Raw genomic sequence first — 16,513 nt, 5'->3', positions numbered from 1 at the left:
AGATGGGGTGCCGATGTCCATGCAGCGCACGAGCCGCACCGGTGACTGGATCCGGATCCACGCCCGGAACACGCCGAACAAGCCATGCTTTGTGACCGATACCGATTCGTACTCCTTCGCGGAGGTCAACAGCCGCGTCAACCGGGTGGCCCACGAGTTGCGCCGCATGGGCGTGGTGAAGGGCGACCGCGTGGCGCTGTTCGCCACCGACTCCACGAGCTACATGGAGGTGCTGCTCGCCTGCATGAAGCTGGGCGCGGTGTACGTCCCGCTGAACTACCGCCTCGCCCGGCCCGAACTGCAGACCTTGCTGCGCACCGCCGAGGCCAAGGTGCTGTTCTTCAGCGAGCGGTACGCCTCGATGGTGGAGTCCGTCGACGTGCCGACGCTGACCGCCGCGATCTGCTTCGAGAAGTCCCCCGTCGCCGACCGCGACTACGGACAACTGCTCGCCACCGGCGAGGATCACGAGATCGACACGGTGATCAACGACGACGAGCTGATGTGCCTCGCCTTCACCAGCGGCACCACCGCGCTGCCCAAGGGCGTCATGCACCACCAGCGCATGGTCAAGCACATGACGTTCCAGTGCATCCTGGAGCGGCGGCTGCCGGCGGAGGCGTTCCACTACTCCCCGGCACCGCTGTTCCACGCCGCCGGCATGTGTTACGTGCTGTCGGGCGTGGCCCGCGGCAACCCGTCGCTGATCCTGGACGGATTCGACCCCGCCACGGTGCTCAAGTGGCTGCGCCGTGACGTGCTCCACGGCGTCTTCCTGGTCCCGACCATGATCGAGATGCTCCTGCAGGAGCCCGGCGTCGAGAAGGGCGACTACCACAACCTGCTGTCGATCGCCTACGGCGCGGCCCCGATGTCGCCGAGCCTGCTCCGCAGGGCCATGAAGACCTTCCGATGCGACTTCATGAACCTGTTCGGCGCCGGGACGGAGGCGGGCCTCCAGACCGTGCTCACTCCCGAGGACCACCACCGGGCGCTGAAAGGCCACGAGCACCTGCTCGGCTCGATCGGCAAGCCCGGCATGGGCGTGGACCTGCGGCTGTGCGACGAGGAGCTGAACGACGTCCCGGACGGCGAGGTCGGCGAGATCGTCACCAGGTCCGACGCGGTGATGGCCGGCTATCTCAACATGCCGGAGGCGACGAACGAGGTGCTGGTCGACGGCTGGTTCCGGGGCGGCGACCTGGCCCGGCGGGACGAGGAGGGATACCTGTACCTCTCCGGGCGCAAGAAGGATATGATCATCCGCGGCGGGGAGAACGTCTACCCCGTCGAGATCGAGCAGGTGCTGAGCGAGCATCCGGCGGTGCTGGAGGTCTCGGTGGTCGGCGTCCCGGACGAGCGCTGGGGCGAGATCGTCCGGGCGCACGTGGTGGTCGCCCCCGGAGCCTCCTTCGAAGAGGACCAGGCCAGGGACTTCTGCCGCGCCCGGCTCGCCGGCTACAAGGTGCCGGAGACCTTCCAGATAGAGCCGGACCTCCCGCGCAACGCCAGCGGCAAGGTGCTGAAGCGAGTCCTGCGGGAACGGTGACGGCCACCGCGGCGGGGGCGCCGGCCCCCGCCGCCTGCGCTATCATCAACGTTGCTGTTTATGCGAGTCGAGCTGAGGGAGGGGGACACCGATGGCTCCTCGAGAACGGCGCCCACCGCCGCCGAGCGACATCGCCCGCCGCCGGATGGAGCGACGCCTGGCCAGCGGCCGCAAGTCCGACGCGCGGTGGAAGGAGGTCCTGGAGGGCGCGGGACGCGTCTTCGAGCAGTTGGGCTACGCCCAGGCCACCCTGGAGAACGTGGCGGCCGAGGTCGGCATCAACCGGGCGACTCTCTACTACTACGTCGGCACGAAGGAAGAGCTGCTCGTCGCGCTGCTGCACCAGCCCATCGAGCAGATGCGCGCCGAACTGGAGCGGATCGTCGCCGAGGAGGCGACCGCGCCGGAGAAGCTGGTCAGCGGGCTGCGCGCGTACGTGCTGGCCATGTCACGCCGCCCGGAGCTGTTCATCTTCATGCGGGAGAACCTCGACCAGGTGGTGAACGGGGGCGAGGCGACCGACATCAAGGAGAACGCCGACCGGTGGGGCCGCTTGCTCGCCCAGGTGATCACGGAAGGGGCGAAGGCCGGGGAGTTCCGCGACGACATCGACCCGACCGTGGCCGTGATGGGCATCGTGGGCATGTTCAACTGGACCTACCGGTGGTACGACCCGCAGGGCCCGCGCAGCCTGGTGGACATCGGCGAGGACTTCATCGAGATGTCGCTGTCCGCCCTTTCCCCGGGCCGCTGACCCGGGTGCCGACGCGAGGCGCGCCCGCTCCCGCGAGGGGCGCCCCGTTCACTTCTTGACGTGATCGGGCTCTGGACGCGGAGAGTAATTGCATGGATACTCTTCGTGTCAGGCCCTTTCGCCCCCGTCACCGCTCTCCAGCACCGCATTCGCCGGCGTGTTTCGTGCTGCCCGGAGTGCGTCACCAGGGGCACGCAAGAAGGAGAGTTATGCAGTTCAAGAAGCTCCTGACCCTTCCGCTCGCCCTGCTCGCGGCGGGCGCGTGCGTGACCACCGCCGCCGCGGCCAGCACGACGAACGTCCCCGCCGCGGCGGCCCGCCAGGCGGCGCTGCCCTCCGGCTACCAGCTCGTGACGCTGCCCAACGCCAACGTCCCCAACTTCCAGCGCCGCACGCTCTACTGCCCCGGCGGCAAGAAGGTCCTCGGCGGCGGCGCCGAGGCCCGCGGCAACAGGGCGATCCTGGTCGGCTCGTTCCCCACCGATGACGGACGCGGCTGGATCGGCATCGGCCGCCAGGACGGCTACAACGACGTAGGCATCAGCGTCTTCGCCATCTGCGCCGACTGACCCGCGCGCCGTCGGCCCCGGCCGGACCACCCGGCCGGGGCCGACGCGTATCACCGACGGCTCACGCGCGCTCGTCGTCCCCGTGATCCGTCGCCGCCCGGCGCCGCAGCACCGCCACCGCCGCCGCCACCAGCGCCACGGCCGCGAGAAGCAGCCACGAGAAGCGCCCCAGGAGCCCTTCCAGGTGAGCGGCCGACGCCCCGGCGAACGCGCCCAGGCCGACGTACACCGCCGACCACAGCAACGACCCTGCCAGTGACGCCGGGAGGAACCGGTTGTAGGGCAGATGCGCCGCCCCCGCCGCCGCCGGCGTGAGTGTGCGGACGACCGGGACCAGCCGGGTGAGGAACACCGCCGCCGCGCCGTGACGGTGCAGCGCGTCGGTCGCGCGATCCCAGTGCCGCACCCCGAGCCGTCGCACCGCCCGCGTATCCCGCATGCGACCGGCGTACCGCTGTCCGAGCCAGTAGCCGACGTGGTCGCCGGCCGTGACCCCCAGCGCGACGATCAGCAGCAGGGCGGCGAACCGCCCGGGGGTGGTGGCGGCGACCCCCAGCAGCAGCACGCCCGTCTCGCCGGGCAGGACCGAACCGACCCCCAGCCCCGACTCGGCGAACGCCATGGCTCCGGCCACCAGCCCGAGCAGAGGGAAGGGGAGATCGCTCACCGCCTGAACGCCCTCAGCGATCCAGTCCACCCGGCGCCCTCCCATGCGCTTCCGGGGCCGCTGGTACGAGTGCTGAGAAGAGGAACGGTGGTGCGTGCATCCGGATCATGGTGGCACGCGGCGCGGCGCCTGCCATCAGGGAGAGCCCTGACTCGGGACCTGGGCCCGTACGGAATCATCCCTACGGGTCCTGGGAGTTCAGGCCGGGTCACCACTCGGTGACGAGCGGCGTGTCCCGGTCGTGCTGCCGCCAGGCCGCGGCGAGGCGGGCGAGGCGGGCGGGGGCGGCGATGCCGCGCACGGTCGCGATCTTGCCGTCGGCGATGTCGAACGACATGGTGCCCACGACCCGGTCGCCGACCACGAAGAGGGCCGCGGGGGCGCCGTTGACCACCGCGTAGTGGATGGCGGACGTGCCGCCGGCGAGCCGCCGTTTCGCGGGAGTGGATCTGAGACCGGCCCGTACGACGGCGGCGACGCGCCGCGCAGTGTCGACCCGCAGCAGCGTCTCGGTCAGGCCGGCGCTGTCGGAGACCGCGGTCGCGTCGTCGGTGAGCAGCGCGACCAGCCGCTCGGTGCGGCCCGAGGCGGCGGCGGCGAGGAACTCCTCGACGATCCCGCGGGCGGACTCGGGGTCGATCTCGCCGCCGCCGCGGCGCGCGGCGGCGATGCGCTGCCGGGCCCGATGGAGGTGCTGCTGGCTCGCGGACTCGGTGATGTCGAGGATCTCGGCGATCTCGGCATGGCTGTACGAGAACGCCTCGCGCAGCACGTAGACGGCCCGCTGGACGGGGGACAGGCGCTCCATGAGGGTCAGCACGGCCAGGGACACCGACTCGCGCTGTTCGTAGGTGTCGGCCGGGCCGAGCATCGGGTCGCCCTTGAGCAGCGGTTCGGGCAGCCACACGCCGACCGCGCGCTCGCGCCTGGCCCGCGCGGAGCGGAGCCGGTCGAGGCACAGATTGGTGACGATCTTGGTCAGCCACGCCTCCGGCACCTCGATCCGGTCGCGGTCGGCTGCCTGCCAGCGCAGGAACGCGTCCTGCGCGGCGTCCTCGGCGTCGGCGGCGGAGCCGAGCAGACGGTACGCGAGCGAGGCCAGCCGGGACCGGCTGGCCTCGAACTGCTCGGTGGCGAAGGCGTCCACGCGGCCGACTCTAGGCAACGGCGGCCTCGGCCGAGCGATCGGGCCGGGCGGCCAGGCGGCGCTTCCTGGCCGGCATGCCGAAGGTCGGGTGGCTCATGCTCCAGGCGGAGCTCCTGATGATGCCCTTCTTCAGCAGCGCGGCCGTGCGGCCCCGCAGGGACCAGGCCTTGGGCCGGGCGTCACCGTCGACCAGCTGGAAGATCGCGTCGCGCCGCCCGAGGCTGATGTGGTTGCCGTAGTACTTCAGCGTGGTCGACGGGACCTCGCGGCCGGTCAGCCGCCCGACGATCGCCTCGACCGCCTGGATGCCCGTGAAACCGGCCGAGGCGCACGACATCGGCAGCGGCAGGCCGTTCTCGCCGACGGCGTGGACGCTGTCGCCGGCGGCGTAGACGTCGGGGTGCGAGACCGACCGCATGGTGCGGTCGACGACGATCCGACCGGCCTCGGTGACCTCCAGCCCGGCGGCGGCGGCGATGGGGCCGACCGCGAACCCGGCCGTCCACACGGTCGCGTCGGAGGTCAGGGCGGTGCCGCCGGCGCACAGCACCCGCGCCGCTTCGACGGCTTCGACGCCGGTGTGCTCCAGGACGGTGATGCCCAGCCGGTCGCAGGCCTGGCGCAGGTGGCCGCGGGCTCCGTCGGAGAGCCGGGCGCCCAGCTGTTCGCGGGCGACCAGCGTGACCGACAGGCCGGGCCGGGATTCGGCGAGCTCGGTGGCGGTCTCGATGCCGGTCAGCCCGTCGCCGACGACCAGCACGTTCCCGCCCTCGCCCCGTCTTTCCAGGCCGTCCAGGCGTTCGCGCAGGCGCAGCGCCGAGGCCCGGCCGGTGACGTCGAAGGCGTGCTCGGCCACGCCGGGGACGCCGCCGGCGACGTGGCTGCCGAGCGCGTAGAGCAGCGTGTCGTAGCCGAGCTCGCCGCCGGCGTCGGCCACGGTGACGACCCGGCGCTCGGGGTCGACGGCGGTGACACGGGCCAGGCGCAGCCGTATCCCCGTGCCCGCGAAGACATCTTCGAGTCTCCGGGTCTCCAGCTCGTGCCCGGCCGCGAGCTGGTGCAGCCGCATCCGCTCGACGAAGTGCGGCTCGGCGTTGACCACGGTGATCTCGGTGTCCGCCGGGGACAGCCGCCGGGCCAGGATCCCGGCCGCGTAGGCCCCGGCATAGCCGGCGCCGAGGACGACGATGCGGTGCTTCATGTGGTGCTCCTGTCGGTGCGCTTGCTTCCGGTGACTTGAGCGGTGCGGCACTCCGATTGCTGACAGGAACCGCGTATGGCATGGGTCACACAGACCGCCCGACCTTTGGTGGACACCGCTTACGGGGTGAAATGTCCGTATTGTCGTGACAAGTCAGTATCGGAACCGGCAGAATGCGGGACCACCAGCGTCTCCCCTCCCCTGGAGGAACCCTCATGCGCCGAACCCTAGGGGCACTCGCCGTGGTCGCCGGCCTCACCGCCTGCGCCCCGTCCACCAGCGGAGCGGCGCCCGAGGCGGCCGAGCCGGCGGGCGGCGCCGCGCCGGCGAAGACCGAGGAGGCGACTCCCGAGCCGGCCCCCGAATCGGACGAGTGCCGCGTGAGCGTGGTCAAGCCGGGCGTCTCCGCGCTCGGTATCCGGGCCTCGGCCGTGCGCCGTGGATGTGAGCACCCGGCGCTGCTGCGCGTCCGGGTCATGCGCGCCGTCCCCGGCGACGATCCGGTCATCAAGAGCGGCGCCACCAGGAAGGGCCGCATCACCCTGAAGCTGCCCTGCGAGCCGGGCACGTACTACACGGTCGCCACCGACTACCGGGGCGGCACCGCGAAGTCCAAGGCCACCCGGGTGACCTGCGCCACCCCCACGCCCACCCCCACGCCCACCCCCACGCCCACCCCCACGCCCACTCCCACTTCCACCAGGGAGACGCCGGCTCCCGAGAAGAAGGAGGCCGTCCAGTCCGTCGGCACGGTGCTGGAGAACGAGGTCGTCCGGCTGACCAACGCCGAGCGGGCCAAGGGCGGCTGCGACCCGCTCAAGCACGACGCGCGGCTGCGTAAGGCCGCGTCCGGGCACTCGGCCGACATGGCGGAGAACGACTACTTCGACCACGACTCCCTGGACGGCCGCGACATGGCCGACCGCATCCGTGCGACCGGCTTCACCGGCTCCGCCTTGGCCGAGAACATCGCCATGGGACAACGGTCGGCGGCCGAGGCGGTCCGGGGCTGGATGAACAGCGAGGGCCACCGGCAGAACATCATGAACTGCTCGTACACCCTCATCGGGGTGGGTGCGGCCAAGAACGCGCAGGGGCAGATCTACTGGACACAGAACTTCGCCGCCCGGTGACTCGGCGAAGCCGCTACCAGTTGCCGAGGACGAGGCGTCCGTCGACGGGGCCGAGGGCGTAGGGGCCGGAGGTGTACCACTTGCCGGCGTAGGAGACGCCGTTCTTCCAGACGTGGTAGCTGAAGGTGCCGTCGGAGTTCTGGTAGGTGGCGACGATGTCGTCCTTGCCGTCTCCGTCCACGTCGCCGGAGGCGACGCGGTTGCCGACGTTGGACATGGTCCAGCCGCCGGAGGTGTAGTCGGAGGCGCGGCTGAAGGCGGATCCGCTGGAGGTCCACCGGTAGATGGTCATCGATCCGTCGCCGTCGTCGCGCATCATGGCGGGCTCTGCCTTGCCGTCACCCGTGAGGTCAGCGACGACGAGGCGTCCGTCGACAGGGCCGAGTGCGTAAGGGCCGGAGGTGTACCACTTGCCGGCGTAGGACAGGCCGTTCTTCCAGACGTGGTAGCTGAAGGTGCCATCGGAGTTCTGGTACGCGGCGACGACATCGTCCTTGCCGTCCCCGTCGACATCCCCGGAGGCCACCCGGTCGCCGACATTGGCCATCGTCCAGCCGCCGGAGGTGTAGTCGGTCGCGCGGCTGAAGGCGGATCCGGTGGAGGTCCACCGGTAGATGGTCATGGAGCCGTCGCCGTCGTCGCGCATCATGGCCGGTTCTGCCCTGCCATCACCCGTGAGATCGGCGACGACGAGGCGTCCACCGACCGGACCCAGGGCGTAAGGGCCGGAGGTGTACCACTTGCCGGCGTAGGACACCCCGTTCTTCCAGACGTGGAAGCTGAAGGTCCCGTCCGAGTTCTGGTACGCGGCGACGACATCGTCCTTGCCGTCCCCGTCGACATCCCCGGAGGCCACCCGATCCCCGGTGTTGGCCATCGTCCAGCCGCCGGAGGTGTAGTCGGAGGCGCGGCCGAAGGCCGATCCGCTGGAGGTCCACCGGTAGATCGTCATGGACCCGTCGCCGTCGTCGCGCATCATCGCCGGCCCCTCGGTCCCACCTCCGCCGGCGTAGGGCCAGATCGTGTTGGCGATGATCTGGCCGTCGCCGGCCTGCTGTCCGTATCTTTCGGGATATGCCGACACCTGGACGGCTTGGCACACTTCGCCGATCGGTGCTGTTCTCCAGCTGTTGTTGGGGTAGAGCCGGAGCATCTTGTTCAGGAACGCGTTGGTGGCCCACGTGGGGTCGAGGCGCTGTTCGGCGCTTCCCCAGCTGTCCAGTTGCTGGAACAGTCCCAGGCTGGTGTGGTCGACCTTCTCGCTGATGTTCTGGATGCTGCTCTCGACGATGACGGTGGTCATCGCGATCGCCGCGGCTCGGAGGTCGAGCCCGCGGTCGCGGACGGCTTTGATGATCATTCGCGCGCAGGAGACGCGGTAGGCGGACATGTAACCGCGCATCTTGGCGTTGAGGGTGCTGTTGAGCTGGGTGGCCAAGCTGGCGTCGCGCGCGGTGGTGCCGCGGGGGTCGCAAGGGGCGAGCTGGTACGCGGCCGCCGTGATGGGGGGCGTCGGATCGGCCAGAGCGGGATTCGTCGAGATGGCTAAACCGGTGATGACTGCCGTGCCCGTGATGCCGGCACGGAACATGAGAGATCTGAACATGGGGAGTCCTTCGCAGGGGAGGCGCCGGTGCCGTCGGTGGAGGCACCGGGGGCGGACGTCATCCGCATGGGGCAGGTCCGGGCATCTCCGGCCCGGACCTGCTATCCAGACGTGGTGTCAGTTCCAGTTGCCGAGGACGAGGCGTCCGTCCACGGGGCCGAGGGCGTAAGGCCCAGAGGTGTACCACTTGCCGGCGTGGGAGACGCCGTTCTTCCAGACGTGGTAGCTGAAGGTGCCGTCGGAGTTCTGGTAGGTGGCGACGATGTCGTCCTTGCCGTCTCCGTCGACATCGCCGGAGGCGACGCGGTTGCCGACGTTGGCCATGGTCCAGCCGCCGGAGGTGTAGTCAGAGGCGCGGCCGAAAGCCGATCCGCTGGAGGTCCACCGGTAGATGGTCATCGATCCGTCGCCGTCGTCGCGCATCATGGCGGGTTCTGCCTTGCCGTCACCCGTGAGGTCGGCGACGACGAGGCGTCCATCGACGGGGCCGAGGGCGTAGGGGCCGGAGGTGTACCACTTGCCGGCGTAGGAGACGCCGTTCTTCCAGACGTGGTAGCTGAAGGTGCCGTCGGAGTTCTGGTAGGTGGCGACGATGTCGTCCTTGCCGTCCCCGTCCACGTCACCGGAGGCCACCCGGTTGCCGACGTTGGCCATCGTCCAGCCGCCGGAGGTGTAGTCGGAGGCGCGGCTGAAGGCGGATCCGGTGGAGGTCCACCGGTAGATGGTCATGGAGCCGTCGCCGTCGTCGCGCATCATGGCCGGTTCTGCCTTGCCATCACCGTTGAAGTCGGCGACGACCAGGCGTCCATCGACCGGACCCAGGGCGTAAGGCCCGGAGGTGTACCACTTGCCGGCGTAGGACAGGCCGTTCTTCCAGACGTGGAAGCTGAAGGTGCCGTCGGAGTTCTGGTACGCGGCGACGACATCGTCCTTGCCGTCCCCGTCGACGTCACCGGAGGCCACCCGGTCGCCGACGTTGGACATGGTCCAGCCGCCGGAGGTGTAGTCGGAGGCGCGGCCGAAGGCCGATCCGCTGGAGGTCCACCGGTAGATCGTCATGGACCCGTCGCCGTCGTCGCGCATCATCGCCGGCTCCTCGGTCCCGCCTCCTCCGCCGATGTTGTCGTAGCGGATGGGCGTGTAGAGGCCGGCGTAGCTGGCGGACCAGGTGCGCTCGATGGTGCCCGAGCTGCCGGTCTGCTCGATGACGACCGGCTGCGTGTGGGCGCCGTCCGCCCATCGGACGAACAACGCCACATGATTCTCGGAAGTGTTGCCGGTGTGCCGCAGGAGCGCGTCGCCCGGCTGCAGGGAGCTGCGGGAGATCTGGAACGCCTGGTCCATCAGGTTGCCGGTCCAGAAGGCGCTCCCGGAGCCGCCGAGCCCCCACGCCATCGAGACGAATCCGGAGCAGTCGGTGCGGTAGTCGCCGTACGAGTTGCGATAGCACCTCACCTGGCTGTAGGGGACGCCGCCCACGGCCAGCCAGCTGCGCGCCCGAGTGATCACCTGGTTGCGGGTCAGGGCTTTGTCGGCGCCGTTGTTGTCGCAGGGGACCGGGGTGGTCGACACCGCGTACGACCGTATCGCGCCGTCCGACGGCAGACCCGGGTACTCGGGCAGCGGCGGGTCGCCGGGCGGGGGCTCCTGCTGGACCGGCGAGACGGCCGATGCCGGCGTCGCCGCGAACGGGCCGACGATGCCCAAAGGTAAGAGCATGGCCATGGCGGCCAGTCTGGTTAAGCGTCGCATTGTCGATTCCTCCTGGAATGAGTGCAGATGCGGTTGGTTCTGGGGCTACCAGTTGCCGAGGACGAGGCGTCCGTCCACGGGGCCGAGGGAGTAAGGGCCGGAGGTGTACCACTTGCCGGCGTAAGAGACGCCGTTCTTCCAGACGTGGTAGCTGAAGGTGCCGTCCGAGTTCTGGTACGTGGCGACGACGTCGTCCTTGCCGTCCCCGTCGACGTCGCCGGAGGCGACGCGGTTGCCGACGTTGGACATGGTCCAGCCGCCGGAGGTGTAGTCGGAGGCGCGGCCGAAGGCTGATCCGCTGGAGGTCCACCGGTAGATGGTCATCGATCCGTCGCCGTCGTCGCGCATCATGGCGGGCTCTGCCTTGCCGTCACCCGTGAGATCGGCGACGACCAGGCGTCCATCGACAGGGCCGAGGGCGTAAGGGCCGGAGGTGTACCACTTGCCGGCGTAGGAGACGCCGTTCTTCCAGACGTGGTAGCTGAAGGTCCCGTCCGAGTTCTGGTACGTGGCGACGATGTCGTCCTTGCCGTCACCGTCCACGTCACCGGAGGCCACCCGGTCCCCGACGTTGGACATGGTCCAGCCGCCGGAGGTGTAGTCGGAGGCGCGGCCGAAAGCCGATCCGCTGGAGGTCCACCGGTAGATCGTCATCGATCCGTCGCCGTCGTCGCGCATCATCGCCGGTTCTGCCTTGCCGTCACCGTTGAAGTCGGCGACGACCAGGCGTCCACCGACCGGACCCAGGGCGTAAGGCCCGGAGGTGTACCACTTACCGGCGTAGGACACCCCGTTCTTCCACACGTGGTAGCTGAAGGTCCCGTCGGAGTTCTGGTACGCGGCGACCACGTCGTCCTTGCCGTCACCGTCGACATCCCCGGAAGCCACCCGATCCCCGGTGTTGGACATCGTCCAACCGCCGGAGGTGTAGTCGGAGGCGCGGCCGAAAGCCGATCCGCTGGAGGTCCACCGGTAGATCGTCATGGACCCGTCGCCGTCGTCACGCATCATCGCCGGAGCGTCGAGTCCGGGGGACGAACAGTTGCGGCTGGTGACGTTGCGCCAGGTCTGGCCGTTCGACCCGCCGTAGGTCACACCGTTGAAGGTGGGCCTGACCCGTTCGGAGCCCGCGGTTCCCCAGCTGGCCGAACCGCTTCCGTCGGCGTCGTAGCCGAGCTCGAAGTGCAGGTGCGGATGCCCGTTGGAGGTGGGGCCGGTCTTGCCGACCCGGCCGATCGTCGTGCCCATGCTCACCCTGGCGCCGACGGAGACGGCGCGGGACTCCAGGTGGAGGTAGGTGGTGAAGTAGCCGCCGCCGTGGTTGATCTGGATGACGTTGCCGGCGTTGCTGTGGTAGAAGGACTGGTTCACCGTCCCGGCGGCGGGGGCGACCAACGTGGCGCCGTCGGTGCCGTGCTGGTCGGGTTCCTTGACCATGTCGAGCGCGGGGGCGTGCGCCCACGTGTCCAGCCGCCACTGCTGGCCGCACGGGAAGGGCAGGTGCAGGTTGGGGGCCGCCAGGGCGGGGCTCGCCGTGGTGACCATGCCTAAGGCGATGAGCGTGCCGGTGATGGCGACGCGTAAGACAGCGGACTGGGACACGAGATCCTCCGGGGAAGCATCGATCGGATGTCGACAGACTCCCGGCGGGCCCTGCAAATCCGCTGTAACTTCCCTCCAGACGACGCCACAGCCCCGTGAACGAGGAACGGCGCCTACCGTGAGGCGGTACGACCGTGCCGATCGAGAGGCCGCGAACTCACAGCGCGTCGGTCGTGGCGTACGTGGCGTGGTGTGCCCCGGCGCTGAAGGCCCAGTAGCGGTCGCCGTAGGACCAGTGCCACCACTCGGTCGGGTAGTTGACGAACCCGGCGGAGGTCATGGCCGCGGACAGGAGCCGGCGGTTCTCTCTCGCCTCCGGGGAGATGTCCGCCGAGGCGGTGTAACAGGCCTCGTCGCTCTCCGGCGGAGTGGCGTTGACCGATGTGCCCATCGGGAGCTCGACGCCGTCGGCGGTGCACAGGGTCAAATCGACGGCGCCGCCCGTGGTGTGCGGGGCCACTTCGGGTGGTGCGACGTACCGGCTGGTCTCGATCCGGGCGCGGCCTTCGTCCCATTCGGGGTGCGCGGCCCGGTGGCGGGCGAGGGCGTCGGCGAAATACCGCCTCTGCAGGGCGGGCGGGCGGTAGCCCTCGACGATCAGCAGGCGTAGCCCGCGGGGCAGCCGGGTCTGCGCCGCGACCAGCCGGTCGGCCACGCTCACCCGTACGTGTGCGAAGGCGCCGGCCGGGTCGGCCAGCCTCAGGTCAAGCTGGAGCGCCTCCACGGTGCGGAGATCCAGCAGGGGTTCTCCGCACTCCCTCACCGATGTCTCGGCGATTCGCTTGTCCGATAGAAGCACTATCTCAGTCATGCAAGCCTTCGTGATGGACCGTCGGCGCTCCGCGTGAGACGCCAGGTCACCATGGTGCGGCCAGGTGCTCCAAAAGCGCTGTAGCGGCGTTACAGATCATTACAGCGAGCGGGATTCGCCGTACTCGCGGGCGCCGTACAGCTGGAAGACCTCCACGGCCTCCGACCGGATGGTCTCGGCGGTCGCGTCGTCGCCGAGGGCCTGGTGGACCAGGGCGAGGTCACGCAGGGTACGGGCGCGGAACAGGGCGATGTTCAGCGTTTCCCACAGCCGCAGCGACTCCTCCAGGTGGCTCTTGGCCTGGTAGAGCCGCCCTTCGGCCAGATAGAGCTCGCCCAGGGTGCGCAGGGTGCAGGCCTCGCCCCAGCGGTCGCTGAGAGTGCGGGTGGTGACCAGCGCCTCCTCCAGCGGTTCGCGGGCCTCGTCGTATCTCTCCAGCCGCACGCGGGTCTTGGCCAGGGAACGATGGCAGTAGGCCACCATGAGACGGTCCCCGAGGTCCTCGAAGATCGCCAGCGCCCGTTCGCACAGAGCCTCCGAGCTGTCGAGCTCGCCTCGCGCGCGGTGGTACAGCGACATGCTGCGCAGCGTCAGCCCCTCACCGCGGCGGTTCTCGCCTTGCTGGTAGAGCGTTAGCGCGGCGGTGAGACAGGCCCACGACGCGGCGTAGTCTCCCCGTTCGAGGTGGACCGTGCCCATCAGCCGCTTGATGTGCGCGACGGCCGCCGAGTCGGCGAGGTCGTCCCACAGCTCCTCCGCCTTGCCGAGGAAGTGCAGGGCCTCAGGAAGATATCCCTGCTCGCGGCAGGCGGCGCCGAGTGCCGCGAGGGTGGTGCCCTCGCCCCTGGTGTCCTTGGCGGCGCGGAACAACGGCAGGGCCTGGCTGAGATACTCGCGCGACTCGGCGAAGGAGTCGCGTTCGTAGGAGAGCTGGCCGAGCCCGGCGAGCAGCTTCGCCTCGCCGAGCGTGTTGTCCATCCGCCGCGCCACGGCGAGGGCGGCCTGGTGCGTCCGGTGCCAGGCCGCGAACGGGTTGTCGAAGAGATACTGGCTGCCCTCGAAGGCCACGGCGGACAACGCGGAGGCCAGTTCGACGGCGATCTCGTCGAGGTCCATCGCCGCCGCGAGCTCGACGGCGACGATCAGCGACTCCTCCTCTCTGCGGAACCAGGCGTGCGGGTCGGCGAGCACCGCGCGCACCACCTCGGCGTCGACCGGGTGGGTCAGCCCGGTCGTGGCCCGCATCGGGATCATGCCCGTGGGCAGGGCCTCGCTCAGCTGCTCGACCAGCCACAGCCACCCGCCCAGCACCCGGGTGACCACGGCCGCGCACGCCTCCTCCGTCTCCTCGGCCGCCGCGCGCTCCTTGGCGAACAGCCGGGTGAGGTCATGCAGCCGGTAGCGGACCTGGCCCGTCGCATCCGCGTCCACGAGGTCGACGAGGGAGGCGTCGACCAGCTGCTCCAGCGCCTGTTCGGCGACGTCGAGGCTCTCCTCCATGGCGGAGGCGGCCACCCAGACGGTGAAGTGCGGCATCCCGAGCAGGCCGAGCCGGCGCAGCGCGGTCTTGGCCAGCGGCGGCAGCAGCTGGTAACTCAGGCCGATGCTGGCGCGTACCGCCTGGTCCCCGACGGCGAGCTCGTCCAGCCTGCGGTGCTCGTCGTCCAGCCGGTCGGCCAGCCGGGCCACCGACCACTGGCGGCGCGACGCGAGTCGCGCCCCGGCGACGCGCAGGGCGAGAGGCAGGCCACCGCACTGGTTCACCAGGCGCCAGGCCGCGTCCGACTCGCCGGCGATCCGTTCGGGACCGTTGATCCGTGACAGCAGTTCGAACGCGGACTCCCGCGGCAGCAGGCCCAGATCGACGAACGCCGCGCCGGCCAGCCCGGCGAGCCGATTGCGCGAGGTGATGATCACCGCGCATCCCCTGCCGCCCGGCAGGAGCGGTCTCACCTGGCTCTCGGACACCGCGTCGTCCAGCACGATCAGCTTCTGCCGGCTGGCCAGCAGCGTGCGGTAGCGGGCGGCGCGCTCCTCCAGAGCGGCGGGTATCGGCGTGCCGGGCTGATCGAGCTCGCGCAGGAGCCGCCCCAGCGCCTCCTCCGGGGTGACGGGCGCCTCCGTCGTGCCGCGCAGCTCGACGTAGAGCTGCCCGTCGGGATAGTGGGGGGCGACCTCGTACGCCGTCTGCAGCGCAAGAGCCGACTTCCCGACGCCGCCCTGCCCGGAGATGACGCAGAGCGGCACGGCGTCCGGGCCGGTCAGATATCCGCTCAGCCGGGCCATCTCCTCGGCGCGGCCGGTGAAGTCGGGCACGGGCGAGGGCAGCTGGCGGGGCAGCTGGGCGGCGGCCTTCGCCCTGTGCAGCAGCGTGGTGTCGGAACGCAGGATGGCCGCCTGGGTCTCGCGTAACTCCGGCCCCGGCTCGATGCCCAGCTCTTCGATCAGGACCTGCCTGCCGTGCTGGTACATCGCCAGGGCGTCGGCCTGCCTGCCCGAGCGATAGAGCGCCACCATGAGGTCGCGGCGCAGGCGCTCGCGTCCCGGATACAGGGCGACCAGCTCTGTCAGCTCCTCGATGAGCTGCTGGTCCTGGCCCGCTCCCAGGTCGGCGGCGACCCGTTCCTCGATGACCGCCAGCCTGAGCTCCTCCAGCCGGTCCGCCTCGGCGCGGAGGAAGGAGTCGCCGATGCCGCCGAGCGCCGTCCCGCGCCAGAGTGACAGCGCGGCCCGGAAGGAGGCCGACGCCTCCCGGTGGTGGCCCTTCCGCGCGGCGCCGCGCCCCTCGGCCAGATGCTGCTCGAACAGGTCCTTGTCCAGAGTGCGCGGCGGGATCTGGGCGAGGTAGCCGACGCGGTGGGACATGATGACGGGCGGCAGCCCCGCGGCCGCGAACGCCCGGCGCAGCGAGGCCACATAGGTGTGCAGGATCCCCTTCGCGGTGGCCGGCGGGTCCTCTGCCCAGATCGCCTCGACCAGCCGCTCGCTGGTGACCACCCTGCCCGGTTCGAGGAGGAGCGCCACGAGCAGCGTCCGGGGCTTGGTCCCCCCGAGAGACACCTGGCGCCTGTCGTTCCAGACTTCAACGGGCCCGAGCAGCCGAAATTCCATCGAGCTCTCCCAGCTTCGTGACTGACCGCAGCCGTTCAGAGGTCCGCACCGTGCCATGTGGCAGGCGAGGGCGGGAAGATCGAGGTGCGCCCCCATGCTGTCACAAACCTGCTCGTACGCTCACGGAATGCGTCGCGGGCCGGGCACCCGCGTCCAGAGCCGGCGGATCGAGCAGGTCAGTGATGCTGACGGACCCGGAAAAATCTGTCAACAGCAAAAGTCATCAAAGCGGAATCGTCTGATATGACGATCTTGATCATTATTTTCTGATCTTGGTCCGCATAGGTTGCAGGCGCCGGCAAGTAATGATCACCGCTCCGGCATGACCTCTTACGGGGCTCGACAGAGGAGATTTCATGATCCGTTCCCTGGGCAAGCTGGGTGACCGGCTGCTCGACAAGCTGCTGCCCAAGACCTCCGCCGCCGCGGACACCTGCTGGGACGAGACGAAGTTCGTCGGCTACACCATCCGCAGGACGTGCTGCATCGCCGCCGGTTACACGGCCTGCACCCCCTGGCGCTGATCGAGGTCCTCGCCGAGTGATCGTCATGCGGTACGTGCGCCGGTCGGCTTCGCGCCGGCCGGCGCCGATGGTCGTCACCCGCCTCGC

Annotated in this window: 13 protein-coding genes; 5 read left to right on the top strand and 8 right to left on the bottom strand. The window is 70.1% G+C overall.

Features of this window, described 5'->3' with window-relative positions:
- The first annotated feature begins 13 nt into the window (after positions 1-13).
- The 3 genes from ABD999_RS30840 (at position 14) to ABD999_RS30830 (ending at position 2,872) form a co-directional block, all read left to right on the top strand.
- Positions 14-1,549, top strand: a complete 1,536-nt coding sequence (locus tag ABD999_RS30840) for a class I adenylate-forming enzyme family protein (protein ID WP_345483026.1) — start codon at positions 14-16, stop codon at positions 1,547-1,549.
- A 91-nt stretch (positions 1,550-1,640) separates the two neighbouring features.
- The gene (locus ABD999_RS30835; RefSeq protein WP_148029794.1) at positions 1,641-2,303 is read left to right on the top strand and encodes a TetR/AcrR family transcriptional regulator; all 663 of its coding nucleotides are present in this window, start codon (positions 1,641-1,643) and stop codon (positions 2,301-2,303) included.
- A 209-nt stretch (positions 2,304-2,512) separates the two neighbouring features.
- The gene (locus ABD999_RS30830; protein WP_148029795.1) at positions 2,513-2,872 is read left to right on the top strand and encodes a hypothetical protein; all 360 of its coding nucleotides are present in this window, start codon (positions 2,513-2,515) and stop codon (positions 2,870-2,872) included.
- Between the two features lie 61 nt (positions 2,873-2,933).
- Here ABD999_RS30830 and ABD999_RS30825 read toward each other — a convergent pair whose 3' ends face one another.
- The 3 genes from ABD999_RS30825 to ABD999_RS30815 form a co-directional block, all read right to left on the bottom strand.
- Positions 2,934-3,569, bottom strand: coding sequence for a DedA family protein (locus ABD999_RS30825; protein ID WP_345483025.1), 636 nt, complete (start codon positions 3,567-3,569; stop codon positions 2,934-2,936).
- A gap of 178 nt (positions 3,570-3,747) precedes the next feature.
- Positions 3,748-4,686, bottom strand: coding sequence for a sigma-70 family RNA polymerase sigma factor (locus ABD999_RS30820; RefSeq protein WP_219547926.1), 939 nt, complete (start codon positions 4,684-4,686; stop codon positions 3,748-3,750).
- A gap of 10 nt (positions 4,687-4,696) precedes the next feature.
- Entirely contained in the window at positions 4,697-5,887 is a 1,191-nt protein-coding gene (locus ABD999_RS30815) for an NAD(P)/FAD-dependent oxidoreductase (protein ID WP_271278772.1), read from the bottom strand.
- 215 nt (positions 5,888-6,102) lie between these two features.
- On the opposite strand from ABD999_RS30815, the gene ABD999_RS30810 reads away from it, so the two are divergent.
- Complete coding sequence (locus ABD999_RS30810) at positions 6,103-7,020, top strand: CAP domain-containing protein (RefSeq protein WP_271278773.1); 918 nt, start codon at positions 6,103-6,105, stop codon at positions 7,018-7,020.
- A gap of 13 nt (positions 7,021-7,033) precedes the next feature.
- On the opposite strand, the gene ABD999_RS30805 is transcribed toward ABD999_RS30810, so the two are convergent.
- The 5 genes from ABD999_RS30805 to ABD999_RS30785 form a co-directional block, all read right to left on the bottom strand.
- Positions 7,034-8,626: an FG-GAP-like repeat-containing protein gene (locus tag ABD999_RS30805; protein WP_271278774.1), complete on the bottom strand. Its 1,593-nt coding sequence runs from the start codon at positions 8,624-8,626 to the stop codon at positions 7,034-7,036.
- Positions 8,627-8,743: 117 nt separating this feature from the next.
- Positions 8,744-10,378, bottom strand: coding sequence for an FG-GAP-like repeat-containing protein (locus ABD999_RS30800; RefSeq protein WP_271278775.1), 1,635 nt, complete (start codon positions 10,376-10,378; stop codon positions 8,744-8,746).
- Between the two features lie 45 nt (positions 10,379-10,423).
- Entirely contained in the window at positions 10,424-11,980 is a 1,557-nt protein-coding gene (locus tag ABD999_RS30795; protein WP_271278776.1) for a M23 family metallopeptidase, read from the bottom strand.
- 157 nt (positions 11,981-12,137) lie between these two features.
- Positions 12,138-12,743, bottom strand: a complete 606-nt coding sequence (locus tag ABD999_RS30790; RefSeq protein ID WP_271278777.1) for a M15 family metallopeptidase — start codon at positions 12,741-12,743, stop codon at positions 12,138-12,140.
- 147 nt (positions 12,744-12,890) lie between these two features.
- Positions 12,891-15,902: an AfsR/SARP family transcriptional regulator gene (locus tag ABD999_RS30785; RefSeq protein WP_271278778.1), complete on the bottom strand. Its 3,012-nt coding sequence runs from the start codon at positions 15,900-15,902 to the stop codon at positions 12,891-12,893.
- A gap of 356 nt (positions 15,903-16,258) precedes the next feature.
- Here ABD999_RS30785 and ABD999_RS30780 point away from each other — a divergent pair, with 356 nt between their 5' ends.
- A complete protein-coding gene (locus tag ABD999_RS30780; protein ID WP_187280998.1) occupies positions 16,259-16,426 on the top strand; it encodes a hypothetical protein in 168 nt (55 codons plus the stop codon).
- Positions 16,427-16,513 lie beyond the last annotated feature (87 nt).

Source organism: Nonomuraea ferruginea, assembly GCF_039540635.1.
Taxonomy (GTDB): domain Bacteria; phylum Actinomycetota; class Actinomycetes; order Streptosporangiales; family Streptosporangiaceae; genus Nonomuraea; species Nonomuraea ferruginea.
Note: the sequence above shows the minus strand (reverse complement) of the source record. Positions and strands in the feature narration are given on the sequence as shown.